General features: G+C 70.5%; 10 protein-coding genes. 6 read left to right on the top strand and 4 right to left on the bottom strand.

Annotated features, from left to right (window positions below):
• Positions 1-46 precede the first annotated feature (46 nt).
• Entirely contained in the window at positions 47-1,132 is a 1,086-nt protein-coding gene (locus ABD197_RS14670; protein WP_344055595.1) for a class I SAM-dependent methyltransferase, read from the top strand.
• Between the two features lie 6 nt (positions 1,133-1,138).
• Here the strand turns inward: ABD197_RS14670 and ABD197_RS14675 are convergent, their stop codons facing one another.
• The gene (locus tag ABD197_RS14675) at positions 1,139-1,762 is read right to left on the bottom strand and encodes a TetR/AcrR family transcriptional regulator (protein WP_344055596.1); all 624 of its coding nucleotides are present in this window, start codon (positions 1,760-1,762) and stop codon (positions 1,139-1,141) included.
• A 73-nt stretch (positions 1,763-1,835) separates the two neighbouring features.
• Between ABD197_RS14675 and ABD197_RS14680 the strand changes: the two genes are divergently transcribed.
• Genes ABD197_RS14680 through ABD197_RS14690 form a run of 3 tightly spaced genes read left to right on the top strand, consistent with a single transcriptional unit; the run spans position 1,836 to position 6,072 of the window.
• Complete coding sequence (locus tag ABD197_RS14680) at positions 1,836-3,353, top strand: purine-cytosine permease family protein (protein WP_344055597.1); 1,518 nt, start codon at positions 1,836-1,838, stop codon at positions 3,351-3,353.
• Positions 3,350-4,375, top strand: a complete 1,026-nt coding sequence (locus ABD197_RS14685) for an agmatine deiminase family protein (protein WP_344055598.1) — start codon at positions 3,350-3,352, stop codon at positions 4,373-4,375. The genes ABD197_RS14680 and ABD197_RS14685 overlap by 4 nt, the downstream gene beginning before the upstream one ends.
• The gene (locus ABD197_RS14690) at positions 4,372-6,072 is read left to right on the top strand and encodes an amidase (RefSeq protein WP_344055599.1); all 1,701 of its coding nucleotides are present in this window, start codon (positions 4,372-4,374) and stop codon (positions 6,070-6,072) included. The genes ABD197_RS14685 and ABD197_RS14690 overlap by 4 nt, the downstream gene beginning before the upstream one ends.
• A 145-nt stretch (positions 6,073-6,217) precedes the next feature.
• Here ABD197_RS14690 and ABD197_RS14695 read toward each other — a convergent pair whose 3' ends face one another.
• Together ABD197_RS14695 and ABD197_RS14700 are read right to left on the bottom strand one after the other, a co-directional pair.
• Positions 6,218-7,921: a long-chain-fatty-acid--CoA ligase gene (locus tag ABD197_RS14695; RefSeq protein ID WP_344055600.1), complete on the bottom strand. Its 1,704-nt coding sequence runs from the start codon at positions 7,919-7,921 to the stop codon at positions 6,218-6,220.
• Between the two features lie 42 nt (positions 7,922-7,963).
• Positions 7,964-9,424: an MFS transporter gene (locus ABD197_RS14700; RefSeq protein ID WP_344055601.1), complete on the bottom strand. Its 1,461-nt coding sequence runs from the start codon at positions 9,422-9,424 to the stop codon at positions 7,964-7,966.
• Between the two features lie 116 nt (positions 9,425-9,540).
• Between ABD197_RS14700 and pgi the strand changes: the two genes are divergently transcribed.
• A complete protein-coding gene (gene pgi, locus ABD197_RS14705) occupies positions 9,541-11,223 on the top strand; it encodes a glucose-6-phosphate isomerase (RefSeq protein ID WP_344055602.1) in 1,683 nt (560 codons plus the stop codon).
• A gap of 154 nt (positions 11,224-11,377) precedes the next feature.
• Positions 11,378-12,013 (top strand): TetR/AcrR family transcriptional regulator, encoded by a 636-nt coding sequence (locus ABD197_RS14710; protein ID WP_344055603.1) that lies wholly within the window; start codon positions 11,378-11,380, stop codon positions 12,011-12,013.
• Here ABD197_RS14710 and ABD197_RS14715 read toward each other — a convergent pair.
• Positions 12,001-12,615, bottom strand: coding sequence for a DUF1684 domain-containing protein (locus tag ABD197_RS14715; RefSeq protein ID WP_344055604.1), 615 nt, complete (start codon positions 12,613-12,615; stop codon positions 12,001-12,003). The genes ABD197_RS14710 and ABD197_RS14715 overlap by 13 nt on opposite strands.
• Positions 12,616-12,687: the final 72 nt, after the last annotated feature.

Below are 12,687 nucleotides of genomic sequence, written 5' to 3' on the forward strand. Positions count from 1 at the left end.
CGCACGCGGGTGCGGCGCGGCAGACTTTCGCCGAAGGGAGCGCGCCGTGAGCCAGGACGATGACCCCACCGCAGACGAGTTCGCGGAGCGCCTTTTCGCCTCTGCCCTCGGCATGGCCGAGACACTCTCCGTCTACGTCGGCGACCGGCTCGGCTGGTATCGCACCCTCGCCGAGTCGGGCCCCCGCACGCCGGTCGAGCTCGCCGAACGCACCGGTACCGACGCTCGCTACTGCCGCGAGTGGCTCGAGCATCAGGCCGTGTCGGGCATCCTCGCGGTGCAGTCGACTCCGGATGCCGCTCCTGACGAGCGGCGGTACGCCTTGGCTCCGGGCCCGGCCGAAGTACTCACGGACGAGCGAAGCCTGAGCTATCTCGCCCCCCTCGCGCGGATGTTCGCCGCCGCCGGACCGACGCTCCCCGATCTCCTGCAGGCCTACCGGACCGGGGAGGGTGTGAGCTGGGAGCAGCTCGGCCCGGACGCCCGCGAGGCCCAGGCCGACATGAACCGGCCGTGGTTCGATCGCCTCCCCGATGCGCTCGGCCGTGTGGACGGCATCCGCTCCCTGCTAAAGCGACCCGGCGCGCGCGTCGCCGATGTCGGCAGCGGCGCCGGCTGGTCCTCGATCGCGCTCGCACTCGCACATCCCGGATTGCAGGTCGACGGGTTCGACGTCGACGACCCGTCGATCGAGACCGCTCGTCGCAACGCCCTGCAGGCCGGGGTCGCCGAACGCGTGCGCTTCCACAACGCCGACGCCGACGGCCTGTCAGGGTTCGGGCCGTTCGATGCCGCTTTCGCTTTCGAATGCCTGCACGACATGCCGAGGCCCGTCGATGTGCTCCGTTCGATGCGTCTGGCGGTGCGCGACGGAGGTCCGATCGTGATCATGGATGAAGCGGTCGCAGAGACTTTCACCGCTCCGGGCGATGACATCGAGCGCATCATGTACGGCTTCAGCCTGTTCGTGTGCCTGCCCGACAGCATGTCGCACCGGCCGACCGTCGCCACCGGCACGGTCATGCGCCCGGCGACACTGCAGAAATATGCGCGCGAGGCCGGATTCCGCGACGTGGAGGTCCTGCCGGTCGGCGAGTTCGGCTTCTTCCGCTTCTACTCGCTCGTTCCGTGACGCCGGTCAGCGCGCCCTGATCGAACCGGGCGCAGCCCCGAGCAGGATCTCCGCCGCCCGCGCCATCTTGGCGGCCGACCCCTCGGCCTCGACACCGCGAGCCAGGGACTGCGCGTTCAGGCCGTCGATCATGCCGAGGAGCTGCCACGCGGCATCCGCGGCGTCGGCGGTGAAGTCGCCCGCAGCCCGGCCTTCCTCGATGAGCGCGGCCACCATCCGGTGCCACGCGTCCATCTGCGCGCGCACCGCGTCCGCCAGCGCGGGGTTGCGCCGCCCCAGCGCCCACGCCTCGGCCCACACGACCGTGATGTCCTCACGCGTGCCGTCCAGCAGGGTCTCCAGCAGCGCCGCCATGCGCTCCGCCGGGCTCGCCACAGCACCGATCTCGATCTCGACCTCACGGATCTCCGCGTCGACGAGATCCGTGTAGACGCGCGCGACGAGCTCGTCCATCGAGGGCTGGTAGTGCGCGATCAGACCGGACGCCACCCCCGCACGCTCCGCCACGGCGCGGAGCGTCAGCGCGCTGAGGCCCTGCTCCCGCGCGAGTTCGGTCGCGGCGGCGAGGATCTCGGCCGATCGCTCGGCGGGCGACTTGCGCGTGCGGGGTTTCGCCGAAGTGCTTGACATGTCTCCGCCAGTGTAGGTACCGTCTGGTCTATTGATCGCTTGATCAATACTAATGGCAACGAAAGCGGATGACATGAGCATCACCGCGCGGACCGGCGACGTCGCCGGTCACATCGAGACCCGCGGCATCGACTGCATCCCGGATGCCGAGCGCCACGGCCGGCCCCGCTCGCTGTTCGGAATCTGGGCGGCGGCGAACGTGCTGTACCTCAACTTCGTGTTCGGCGGCATCCTCATGCTGCTCGGACTCGGCCTGTGGGAGTCCCTCGCCCTGTGCGTGCTGGGCAACCTGTGGTGGTTCGTGATCGGCTGGATCGCCGTCAGCGGTCCGGCCGCCGGCACCCCGAGCGTCATGATCATGCGCGCGATGTTCGGCGTGCGCGGCAACGCGCTGTTCGGATCGGGACTCGGCGTCCTGATCGGTCTGTTCTACATCGTGCTGAACCTGGCGTTCACGACGCTCGCCAGCCAGGCGCTGCTCGCGAGCGTCGGCGTGGTCGTGCCCGACTCCCTCGCCGTGCTGCTGCTGGTCGCCGTGTCGGCGCTGAGTCTGATCGTCAGCGTCTTCGGGCACGCCACGATCGAGAAGCTCAGCGGGTACCTCTCCGTCGCAGTCGGCCTGTGCTTCGCCGCGGTCGCCGTGTTCGTGATCGGCGCGACCGACTGGTCGTACACCCCGGAAGCGCTGCCCGCCTCGGAGAACATCGCGCTCCTGCTGCTCGGTTTCACGATCGTGGCGTCCGGCCCGCTGTCCTGGGGCACGAGCGCCGACTACTCGCGATATCTCCCCCGCGCCACGTCGCGCGGCGCGATCGTGCTCTGGACCGCGTTCGGCGGGTTCGTGCCCTCGGTCCTGATCTCCGCGATGGGCGTGCTCGCCGCGACCGCGATCGACATGACCGACCCGCAGACGGCGATCGCCGAGATCATCCCGGCCTGGCTCTACCCCGTGTCCCTCCTCGCGATCATCGTCGGCACGCTCGCGAACAACGTCCTGTGCTCGTACTCGACCGGACTGTACGCGCAGGCGTTCGTCCCCCGGATCCGCCGAGCCGTCTCGGTCGTCATCGTCGGCGTGGTCGCCGCAGTGCTCGCCTGCTACCTGCTGTGGGGCGCACCGCGGTTCCTGGACACCCTGAGCTACGCGATCGAGATCGCCGTCGCCGTCATGGGGCCGCTCGTGGCGATCTACGCGATCGACATCGTGCTGCGTCGTGGACGCTACGACGGCGTGGCGCTCAACGACACGAGCCGCCGCAGCCCGTTCTGGTACACGGGCGGCTGGTTCGCCCCTGGCACGATCGCCATGGTGCTCGCGACCACGGTGGCGGTGCTCATGGTCAACACGACGCTGTACACCGGACCGATCTCGGCCGCGCTCGGCGGCGCGGACCTGTCCTCGATCGCGGGGCCGGCGCTGGCGGCATCCGTCTACGCCCTGCTGTGGCGCACGATGCGGCCGTACAGCGACCCCGCCGCCCGCCCCGGCGCCGCTGATCCGGCGGCCGCATTCTCCCCCGGTGCGCCCGCGCACCCCGAACGTCACAATGAGAGCATCGCCGACCGCGAGCCCGTGAGGAGCACCCGATGACCTGGACCATGCCCGCAGAATTCGCGCCGCAGGAGCGCATCTGGATGGCCTTCCCGCGCGTGGGCAACACGCTCGGCGACGACGCCGACTCGGCGGATGAGGCCCGCGACACGTGGGCGGCGGTCGCGAACGCGGCCGCGCGCTTCGAGCCCGTGACGATGGTCGTCGACCCCTCGGCCGTGACCGAGGCGCGTGCGCGCCTGTCCGCCGACGTCGAGATCGAGATCGCGCCGCTCGACGACTTCTGGATGCGCGACATCGGCCCGACCTTCGTCCTCGACGAGGCGGGCACGCTGGGCGCCGTGGACTGGACCTTCAACGGGTGGGGCGCGAACGCCTGGGCGACCTGGGAACGCGACGACCGCATCGGCGCGACCGTCGCCGGCCTCGCCGGGGCCACGCACCTGCCGTCCCCGCTCGTGAACGAAGGCGGCGGCATCCACGTCGACGGGGAGGGCACGGTCCTCGTGACCGAGACGGTGCAGCTCGACCCGCGCCGCAACCCGTACGCCACGAAGGAACGCGTGGAGTGGGAGCTGCAGCGCACGATCGGTGCGACGAAGGTCATCTGGCTGCCGCGCGGGCTCACGCGCGACTACGAATCGGCCGGCACCCGCGGGCACGTCGACATGGTGGCCGCGTTCGCCGCGCCGGGCCGCGTGCTGCTGCACTGGCAGGACGATCCCGCCCACCCCGACTACGGCGTCGTGCGGCAGATCCGCGCCGTGCTCGAAGAGGCGACGGATGCCGCCGGCCGGCACCTCGAGATCATCGAGCTGCCCGCCCCCGCGACGCTGCGGGACGAGGACGGATTCGTGGATTGGAACTACGCCAACCATCTGGTGGTGAACGGCGGCGTCATCGCGTGCGGCTACGGTGAACCGGAGGCGGACGCGCGCGCTGCCGGGATCCTCGCCGAGGCCTACGGACGGGAAGTGGTCACGATCGACGCCCGCCCGATCCTGCAGCGGGGCGGCGGCATCCACTGCATCACCCAGCAGCAGCCGCGGGCCGGCCGATGAACGTCGTCGAGGCCTCGATCGCCGATCTGCGCGCCGCACTCGACGCCGGAGACGAGACCGCGGTCAGCCTTCTGGACGCCTATCTCGCGCGCATCGCGACGTATGACCAGAGCGGCATACGCCTGAACGCGATCGTGGAGCTGAATCCCGACGCCCGGGCCGAGGCGGAGGCGTCGGACATGCGCCGCGCGTCCGGGACGCTCCGGGGCCTGTTGGACGGCATCCCGTATACGGCGAAGGACAGCTACATGGTGCGCGGGCGGACCGTCGCATCGGGCTCGCCCGCGTTCGCCGACCTCGTCGCACGGCGAGACGCGTTCTCGATCGAGCGCCTGCGCGCGGCCGGGTGCGTGTTCGTCGGGCTCACCAACATGCCGCCGATGGCGAACGGGGGCATGCAGCGCGGGCTGTACGGCCGGGCGGAGAGCCCGTACAACGCGGACTTCCTGACCTCGGCGTTCGGCTCGGGCTCGTCGAACGGCTCGGGCACGGCCACCGCCGCGTCGTTCGCGGCGTTCGGGCTCGGCGAGGAGACGTGGTCCAGCGGCCGTGCGCCCGCGTCGAACAACGCGCTGTGTGCGTACACCCCGTCACGCGGCGTGATCTCGGTGCGCGGAAACTGGCCGCTCGTGCCGACGATGGACGTCGTGGTCCCGCACACCCGCTCGATGGCGGACCTGTTCGAGGTGCTCGATGTGATGGTCGCCGACGATGACGAGACGCGCGGCGACTTCTGGCGCGTGCAGCCCTGGGTGCCGATCCCCCGCTCGTCGACCGTGCGGCCGTCGTCGTACCCCGCCCTGGCGGACGGGGCTTCGTCGGCGCTCGCGGGCAAGAGGTTCGGCATCCCCGCGATGTACCTCGGCGAGGATCCGGATGCCGGTACGGGACCGGGGATCGGCGCATCGACCGGGCAGCGCATCGAACCGCGCGCCTCGGTGCTCGACCTGTGGGCTCAGGCCCGGGCCGATCTCGAGGCAGTCGGCGCCGAGGTGGTCGTCGTCGACTTCCCGGTGGTGAGCAACTACGAGGCCGACCGCGCCGGGGCGCCGTCGATCTTCGACCGGGGCATCGTGCCGAGCGCGTTCTTCGACGCCGAGATCTGGGACCTGTCGATGTGGTCCTGGCACGACTTCCTCGCCGCGAACGGGCAGCCGGGCCTGTCGTCGCTGGCCGAAGTGGACGGGCCGAAGATCTTCCCGCATCCCGAGGGGGCCCTCCCCGACCGCTACGGCTCGTTCGACATCGACATCTCGGAATACGTGACGCGCGCCCGGGTGAACGGGATGTCCGATCCGCTGAACGGGTCGCTCGCGGCGCTCATCCGTGCGGGGCTCGAGGGGCTCGAGCGCACGCGGCGGATCGACCTCGAGGAGTGGATGACCCGACTCGGCCTGGACGCAGTGGTCTTCCCCGCCGTCGCGGACGTCGGTCCGGCGGATGCCGACGTGAACGAGGAGTCCGCGGTCGCGGCATGGCGCAACGGGGTGTGGGTCGCGAACGGCAACCTCGCGATCCGCCACCTCGGCATCCCGACCGTGACGGTGCCGATGGGCACGATGGCCGACATCGGGATGCCGGTCGGCCTCACGTTCGCGGGCCCGGCGTATTCCGACACCGAGCTGCTGCGCTGGGCTGCGGGCTTCGAGTCGCTGCGCCCGCGCCGCACCCCACCCCCGCGCACCCCCGCGCTCTAGCCGCGGCGCGCCATCGGACGGCTCGCGGCACGGGTCGCGGCTCGCGGCACGTGCGGCACCGCGGGCCGCGAGTGCGGGGACGGGCCGCGAGCATGTCGACTCAGAGCCCGAGCGCGGACGGGGCGACGAGCCCGACGGGGTGAGGTCAGTCGCCGTCGCGCAGCAGCTGCTCGCGCACCTGGCGGCGCAGCACCTTGCCGATGAGCGACCGGGGCAGTTCGTCGACCTGGAAGAAGCGCCGCGGCACCTTGTAGGCCGCGAGGTGCTGCTTGCAGTGCTCGCGCAGCGCGTCCGGGTCCAGGACGGCCCCCTCGCGGAGCACGACCGCCGCGACGACCTGCTCGCCGCCGGCGCGCGGGAGCGCCACGACGGCCGCCTCCAGCACATCGGGGTGGGCGTGCAGCGCCGCCTCGACCTCGGTCGGTGCGACATTGAAGCCGCCGGTGATGATGATCTCCTTGAGCCGGTCGACGACCGTGACGAACCCGTCGGGCGAAATCGTGACGATGTCACCCGTGCGGACCCAGCCGCCCGGCAGGAGTGAGTCCGCCGTCTCGGCCGGTCGCCGCCAGTAGCCCTGGAACACCTGCGGCCCGCGGATCAGCAGCTCGCCCGCCTCCCCGAACGGCAGGTCGGTGTGCGGGTCCGCGGGGTCCACGACCCGGATGTCCGTGCTCGGGAACGGCACACCGACCGTGCCGGGACGCCGGGACGGTCCGATCGGGTTTCCGAGCGCGACCGGGGAGGTCTCGGTCATCCCGTAACCCTCGACCAGCAGTCCGCCGGTCACCTCCTCCCACCGCGCCACGGTGTCCACCGGCAGGCTCATCGCCCCCGAGATCGCGAACCGCACCGAGGTCAGGTCGATCTCGCCGCGCTCGGCCGCGCGGGCGAGCTGGTCGTAGATCGGCGGGACGGCGGGCAGGAAGGTCGGCGGGGACTTCTTCGCGGCATCCGTGACGAGCTTCGCGTCGTACTTCGGGAACAGGACGAGCTTGGCCCCGATGCTCATCGCGAACGTGAGGCACAGCGTCATGCCGTACGCGTGGAAAAGCGGGAGGACGCCGTAGAAGGTCTCCTCCCCCTCGTGCAGGCCCGGCACCCAGGCGCGCCCCTGCATCGCGTTCGCGCGGAGGTTGCGGTGCGTGAGGATCGCCCCCTTGGGGGTGCCCGTCGTGCCGCTCGTGTATTGCAGGAGCGCGATGTCATCGAGGACGGGGCGCGGATGCCGCTTGCTGAGCCGTCGGCCGTCCACGAGCGAACGCCACGCGAGCACCTTCTTCGCACGCGGCGTCGCGGTCAGCGCCGCCCGTGCCTCCCGGGCCTTCGCGACCGGCAGCCGCAGGGCCGCCCGGGTGGTCCACGGCATCGCCTCGGTGATGTCGACGCTCACGATGCGCTCGAGCTTCAGGTCGGCGGGGAACCCGTCCAGCGTGTCGTACACCTTGTCCCACGCGATCGCGAAGCGCGCCTGGTGGTCCTCGAACTGGTGACGCAGCTCTCGGGCGGTGTAGAGCGGGTTGTGCTCGACGACGATCCCGCCGAGCCGCAGGACGGCGTAGAACGCCACGACGTGCTGCGGACAGTTCGGCAGCACGATCGCGACCCGGTCGCCGTGGGTCACCCCCAGCCGGCGCAGCCCCTCCGCGGCGCGCTCGATCTGCTCACCGAGCTCGCGGTACGTCGTGCGCGCACCGAAGAATTCCAGCGCGGGCGCCTTCTGATGGCTCCGGATGCTGCCCTCGATCATGTCGGAGAGGGTCTGGGTGACCTCGTCGATCGTGTCGGGCACGCCGGGGGCGTAGGCCGCGAGCCACGGGCGCGCCGCGTAGGGATTCTCTGACGTCATACTGCGAGCCTGGCACACCGCCCTGGGCGCGGACCGAGGCCGTCAGCGGACGCTGGAACGCAACCCCTCGCCCGCGTCGCCGATCGCCGTCTCGGTGCTTTCCCCCGCGGCATCCGTCTCCAGCGACGGCGGGGCTGCGGCGTACGCCGCGGACAGCTGCCGGTAGGGCCGCGAGAAGAAGGCGAGGAGCACGATCACCAGCAGAACCAGGCTCGCGATCACGAACACGAGCGCGATTCCGCGCGCCTCCCCGTCGCCGAGAAGCCAGCCGAACGTGTCCTGCCCTTGCGTGGACGCCATGAACGGGATGAGCCAGAACTGGGCGACGGGGCCCACGATGAACGCCGACACCGGCGCCGCGGCCGACTCGACGCTCGCCGAGAAGCCGAACACGCGCCCTTGCTTCTCGAAGGGCACCACGCGCTGGATGATCGTCTGCTCGGCGGCTTCGGCGATCGGCATGAGCGCCATGAAGACGAGGATGCCGAGCGCGTACAGCCACCAGAACTCGCGGATCACGAACCCGATGCCGAGCACGGCGATGCCGATGTTGACGAGCAGCATCGTCCGCAAGGGGTTCTTGCCGAGACCGAAACGGGCGACGATCAACCCGCCGGCGATGAAGCCGACGCTGGTGACACCGAGGACGATGCCCCACATCTCGACCGAGAACAGCGTGAGGCCGTAGGGGTCCATGAGCGCCATGAACACCCCGCCGACGAGGTTGTTGAACGTCGAGAAGAGGATGAGCGCGAGCAGACCCGGGACCACCATCACCGCCGGGATGATGCCGCGGAAGTCGAGCTTCGGCGTCCCGCCCTCGACGTGTGCGACGCCGCGCTCCGGGATGCGGACGAAAAGGAGATGCAGGAGCGCGAGCGCCGTGGCGACGATCGCGATCACGACGGTCCATCCCATGCCGAGGAGCCCGACGGAGAGTCCGGAGAACACGCTCGTGACCATGAAGGCGATGCCCTGCACGGCCCCGACCAGGCCGTTCGCCTTGTCTCGGCGCTCAGCCGGCACGAGAAGCGTGACCGTCGTCGACAGCGCGATGTTGCGGAGGTTCTCCACCACACCGCCGATCAGGATCACCCCGGCGAACACCCAGAACCACGGCCCGCCCCAGTCGACCAGGACGCTCTCGGGGAACGAGAGGTACAGCGCGCCCGCGAGCAGATAGGTCGTGAGGGTGATCGTGCTCGAGAGCACCATCACCGCCTTCTTCTTCATGCGGTCCACGAGCGCGCCGAACACGACTCCGAAGACGGCGACCAGCAGCATGTACGACCCGCCGATGATCGAGGTCGCGAGCACGGATTTGGTCTCGAGGTACGCCCAGAACGTCAGTGCCCACCAGAGGTAGCTCGAGGTGATGTTCGCGATCGCGGTGTTGGCGAGCACCTGGTAGAAGCTGCGCATCGTGCGCGGGCCAGGCTGGTGCTGCGCAACGTGCGCGGGCGCACCCGCCGGCGACGCCGCACTGTCCGATTGCTCCGTCATCGAAAGCCTCTCGTTCGCACCGAGCCCTGGGGCGGCCCGGAAGTCCACACCCTTCTGCCATGGTCACACCGATCTCCGACATCGTCATCCCCCCTTCTCGGCGCTACCGTGGGGACGTGACCGCTCCGATCGATCCCACGTCCACCTCCGCCTGGGCCGAGCTGCTCGCCCATCGCGATTCCTTCGACCCCGATCTCCGAGGCTGGTTCGCGGCCGACCCGGAGCGCGTGCAGCGCTTGAGCCGGACCGTCGGCGACCTGCACGTCGATCTGTCGAAGAACCTCGTCACCGACGAGATCCTGCGCTCGCTCGTCGCCCTCGCCGAGCAGACGGGCGTCGCCGAGCGTTATGCCGCGATGCTCCGCGGCGAGCACATCAACACGACCGAGGACCGCGCCGTGCTGCACACGGCCCTCCGCAGGCCCGCCGGAGCGATCCCTCCGCTCGAGGTCGACGGGCAGGACGTCGATCACGACGTGCACGAGGTGCTCGATGCGCTGAGCGCCTTCGCCGATCGCGTGCGTGACGGCGGCTGGCGGGGCGTGACCGGCAAGAAGGTCACGCACGTCGTGAACATCGGCATCGGCGGATCGGATCTCGGTCCGGTGATGATCTACGAAGCACTCCGCCCGTACGCGGACGCCGGCATCCGCGCCCTCTTCGTCTCCAACATCGACCCGACCGACCTCGCGCAGAAGACCGCGGACCTCGACCCGGAGACTACGCTGTTCATCGTCGCGTCGAAGACCTTCACGACGCTGGAGACGCTGACGAACGCGCGTCTCGCGCGCGACTGGCTGTGGGCGGGACTCGAGGCGTCCGGAGCGATCGCGGCGACCGACGCGGCCAGGACGGATGCCGTCGCCCACCACTTCGTGGCCGTCTCGACCGCCCTCGACAAGGTGGCCGCCTTCGGCATCGACCCGCAGAACGCGTTCGGCTTCTGGGACTGGGTCGGCGGCCGGTACTCCGTGGACTCCGCGATCGGCCTGTCGCTCGCGATCACGCTCGGGCCCGGGGTGTTCCGCGAGCTGCTCGCCGGGTTCCACGAGGTCGACGAGCACGTGCGCACGACGCCGCTCGCCGAGAACGTGCCGGTCCTGATGGGTGTGCTGAACGTCTGGTACGTGAACTTCCTCGGCGCCCAGACGCACGCCGTGCTCCCCTACGCGCAGCAGCTCAGCCGCTTCGCCGCGTACCTGCAGCAGCTCACGATGGAATCCAACGGCAAGTCCGTGCGGTGGGACGGTTCGCCCGTCACGACCGACACCGGCGAGGTGTTCTGGGGCGAGCCCGGCACGAACGGACAGCACGCGTTCTACCAGCTCATCCACCAGGGGACCCGGCTGATCCCGGCGGACTTCATCGCGTTCGTGAACCCCGCCTACCCGTTGACCGACGACGGACGCGACGTGCACGGGCTTTTCCTGGCGAACTTCCTCGCTCAGACGAAGGCCCTCGCATTCGGCAAGACCGCGGAGGAGGTCGAGGCCGAGGGGACGACGGGTCCGCTCGTCGCCGCGCGCACGTTCGCCGGCAACCGGCCGACGACGTCGATCTTCGCGCCCGCCCTCACGCCGCGCGTGCTCGGCCAGCTCGTCGCGCTGTACGAGCACATCACGTTCACGCAGGGTGTGATCTGGGGCATCAACTCGTTCGATCAGTGGGGCGTGGAGCTCGGCAAGCAGCTCGCGCTGCAGATCGCCCCGGCGATCGAGGGCGATGCGGCAGCCCTCGGGGCGCAGGACGCGTCGACGCGCTCGCTGCTGGAGTACTACGCGGCGCACCGCACGCCCTGACCCACGGCGAAAGACCGCGGCGCGCGCTGCCCCCACACGCGCGCGCCGCGGGGCCCGCTCCCACGCGCGACGCGGACATGCCGGCGCGTCCGTGAGAAAATCGGGTGCACCCCCCGAATTAGGTGCTGTTCGACCATACCGAAATGTGAACACGATGTCGCATCCTCGCCGATATGACGCCACCCGAAGACAGCGCACCGCGCTCGAGAGACGGGCGCACGTCATCGACACCGCCACCGTCCTCTTCGCCGAGCACGGTTTCGAGGCGACGACGCTCGCGGACGTCGCCTCCGCCGCGGGCGTGTCGCTGGCATACCTGCACAAGCTCGGATCGAAGTCCGATCTGATCGAGTCGGTCGTGCGGGCCATGATGACCGGCGACACCGCCGCTGATCCCGACAGCGAGTTGGACGCCCTCGTGCATGCGGCCACGATGGAGGAGTACCTCGACCTGTCGCTCGCCTCGATCATCGCGTGGAACGCGCGCTCCCACCGCCTCTGGATGGCGTGGGCGTCGGCATCCGATCCCGGACTGCGCGCGGGATGGAACGCGGTCATGACCGAGGTGCGCGCGAAGCTCACGGCCTCCCTCGCGCTGCTCGACGCGCGCGGCTGGCTGCGCGGCGATGTGCCGCACGACGAGCTCGTGGCGACACTGTGGGTACTGACGATGGCCGAGACCTACACGCGGCTCGTCGACGGTGCGGGCCTGTCGCACGACGACTACGTGCGCTGGCTGCACCGCTCGGTGCGCGAAGCGCTGCTGCCGCGCGCGTCTCAGCCGGCGTAGAGCTCGCCCACCGGGACGGCGATCGGCAGGACGTTGCCCGGCTGCGCGAGCGGGCACGCCCAGGCCGGGTCGTACGCGCACGACGGGTTGTACGCGAAGTTGAAGTCGAGCACGATCGTGCCGCGGCCGGGGTCTGACCCGAGATCGGCGCCCTTGATCGTGTCGATCAGATAGCGGCCGCCGCCGTAAGTCCCCGACCCGGCGAGGGCGTCGCGGACGGGGATGAACACTCCCCCGCCGTACGTCATCAGGCGCCAGACGTCGAGGGGGCCGGCATCCGGGATCTCGACGCGCCCGATCCGCTCGAACGGGACCACCCCGTCGGTGCCGGTCGCGAACTCGAACCCACCGGGTTCGGCCTCGAGGATCGGCAGCTCGTACCGCCACGCGGCGTCGTAGGGCGCGATCGAGAGGCCTTCGAACAGCAGGCGTTCGGGCTCGAGGAACGGAGTCGCGGGGTGCCGCGCCATCAGGTCGTCTCGCTCGATGCGCCACAGCTCGTGCGCCTCTTCGGGATCGTCCTGCGCGCGGACGGCGTCGTACAGCGCGAAGACGCGGCGGCGCCAGTCGGCGATCTCGAGGGCAGTGCGCGCGGAGCTCATCAGCCCAGGCTACGCGGGCCGGGCTTCTCGCCGTCCACGTGAAAGCGCGGGGCGATTCTGCGACCTCGCGCG

The organism is Microbacterium lacus, from assembly GCF_039531105.1.
GTDB lineage: Bacteria > Actinomycetota > Actinomycetes > Actinomycetales > Microbacteriaceae > Microbacterium > Microbacterium lacus.

Excerpts from the sequence above, each read along its gene's own strand:
- ABD197_RS14675 (WP_344055596.1), bottom strand. The coding sequence starts at position 1,762 with ATGTCAAGCACTTCGGCGAAACCCCGCACGCGCAAGTCGCCCGCCGAG.
- ABD197_RS14680 (WP_344055597.1), top strand. The coding sequence starts at position 1,836 with ATGAGCATCACCGCGCGGACCGGCGACGTCGCCGGTCACATCGAGACC.
- ABD197_RS14685 (WP_344055598.1), top strand. The coding sequence starts at position 3,350 with ATGACCTGGACCATGCCCGCAGAATTCGCGCCGCAGGAGCGCATCTGG.
- ABD197_RS14690 (WP_344055599.1), top strand. The coding sequence starts at position 4,372 with ATGAACGTCGTCGAGGCCTCGATCGCCGATCTGCGCGCCGCACTCGAC.
- ABD197_RS14695 (WP_344055600.1), bottom strand. The coding sequence starts at position 7,921 with ATGACGTCAGAGAATCCCTACGCGGCGCGCCCGTGGCTCGCGGCCTAC.
- ABD197_RS14700 (WP_344055601.1), bottom strand. The coding sequence starts at position 9,424 with ATGACGGAGCAATCGGACAGTGCGGCGTCGCCGGCGGGTGCGCCCGCG.
- ABD197_RS14710 (WP_344055603.1), top strand. The coding sequence starts at position 11,378 with ATGTCGCATCCTCGCCGATATGACGCCACCCGAAGACAGCGCACCGCG.
- ABD197_RS14715 (WP_344055604.1), bottom strand. The coding sequence starts at position 12,615 with ATGAGCTCCGCGCGCACTGCCCTCGAGATCGCCGACTGGCGCCGCCGC.